1 protein-coding gene is annotated in these 1,611 nt (G+C 73.7%); it reads right to left on the reverse strand.

Going from position 1 to position 1,611, the window contains the following annotated elements; genetic code table 11:
• On the reverse strand, positions 1-1,410 hold a 1,410-nt coding region (cysC, locus tag H0488_RS23225; RefSeq protein ID WP_312856502.1), incomplete at its 3' end, for an adenylyl-sulfate kinase.
• Positions 1,411-1,611 lie beyond the last annotated feature (201 nt).

Below are 1,611 nucleotides of genomic sequence, written 5' to 3' on the forward strand. Positions count from 1 at the left end.
GGCCTGGAGCTCCATGTACGGCGAGCGGCAGATGTTCGCCGTACACACGAACAGGACGCTGAGTGCTCCGGCCGCAGCGCGCGCGCCGTCGCTGGTCTCGGCCTCCTCGCTGGCCGGCGCCACGTCGACCGCCGCAGTGACCGGTCCGGTCGCCCGGCCGGTCGCTCGGCCGGCGGCGGGCGCGTCGTCGCTGACCAGGTCGAGGTAGCCCGCGTCGCGCAACGCGACGAGCACGTCGTCGAGAGCGTCGTCGATGGTGCGCCCGGTGGTGTCGACCCGGACGTCGGCGTCCTGCGGCTCCTCGTAGGGCGAGGAGATGCCGGTGAACTCGGGGATCTCGCCCCGGCGCGCCTTGGCGTAGAGCCCCTTGCGGTCGCGGCGCTCGCACTCCTCGAGCGGGGTCGCGACGTGCACGAGGAAGAAGGCGCCGCCGGCGTCGGCGACGTAGTGCCGCACCTGCTGGCGGGTCTCGTCGAACGGCGCGATCGGGCTGCAGACCGCGACGCCGCCGTGACGCGAGATCTCGGCCGCGACCCAGCCGATCCGGCGGATGTTGGTCTCGCGGTCGGCCTTGGAGAAGGTGAGGCCGGCCGAGAGGTTGCGGCGCACCACGTCGCCGTCGAGGCTGGTAAGGCTGCGACCGCCGTGCTCGAGCAGCCGGTCCATCAGGGCCTGGGCGAGCGTCGACTTGCCGCTGCCGGAGAGGCCGGTGAAGAAGATGACGAGGCCCTGCTCCTCGGGGGCGGGCCGGTCGGCGGCCACGATGTCGGCGACCACGCCGGCCGGGGTGCCGCCGGGCTGCAGGTCCACCACCGGGTCCGGGCCGGCGTAGTTGGCGATCACCTGTGCCCGCAGGGCGGCGTCGGCAGCGGGGTCGCCGTGGGTTGCGAGCGGGACCGCCACCACGTCGACAGCGCTGCCGGTCACGCCGACCAGATCGGCGACGCGCTGGGTGGCGCGGAGCAGCCCGACAGGGGACAGCGCCGGCGTACCGCGGCCGACCAGCGCCAGCACGGCGACATCGCCGAGGCCGCGCAGTTGCGCGACCTGGTCGTCGGTGAGCGCGTCGGTGACCGTGACGAAGGTGCGGCCGGAGTAGCGCTCGCGCACCTCGGAGGGCGGCAGGTAGAGCCGGCGGAACGGGCCGTACTGCGCATGGGTCAGGGGCGTGACCGACCAGCGGACGCCGGCGCCGCTCACCGTCGCGAGCGGCAACCCCTCGGGGTCGACCAGCTCGACGGCACCGCCGTCGGCCACCTGCGCGGCGATCTCGTCGGGGAGGGCGAGGGTGACCGGGCTGCCCGGTTCGTTGAACCCCAGCGTCGGTGCCATGGCCCCGACCGACAGCAGCTCGAGGTCGTCGAGCTCGCGCGGCGACGGGCAGTGCTGAGGTGCGGGCGGGTTCGACACGATTCCTATCTTGTCAAACACACGCTAGACACTAGGAATTGTCTGTCACGTGGTCTCGTGACGGTCGCTGCGCGACCTCCTCGACCAACGGGGGGGGCGGGTCGCTGGGCGACCTGCTCGACCGACGGGGGGCGGGTCGCTGGGTGACCTCCTCGACCGACGGGGGGCGGGTCGCTGGGTGGCCTCCTCGACCGACGGGGG

This window comes from Nocardioides pelophilus (assembly GCF_014180685.1).
In the GTDB taxonomy this organism is placed as follows: domain Bacteria; phylum Actinomycetota; class Actinomycetes; order Propionibacteriales; family Nocardioidaceae; genus Nocardioides; species Nocardioides pelophilus.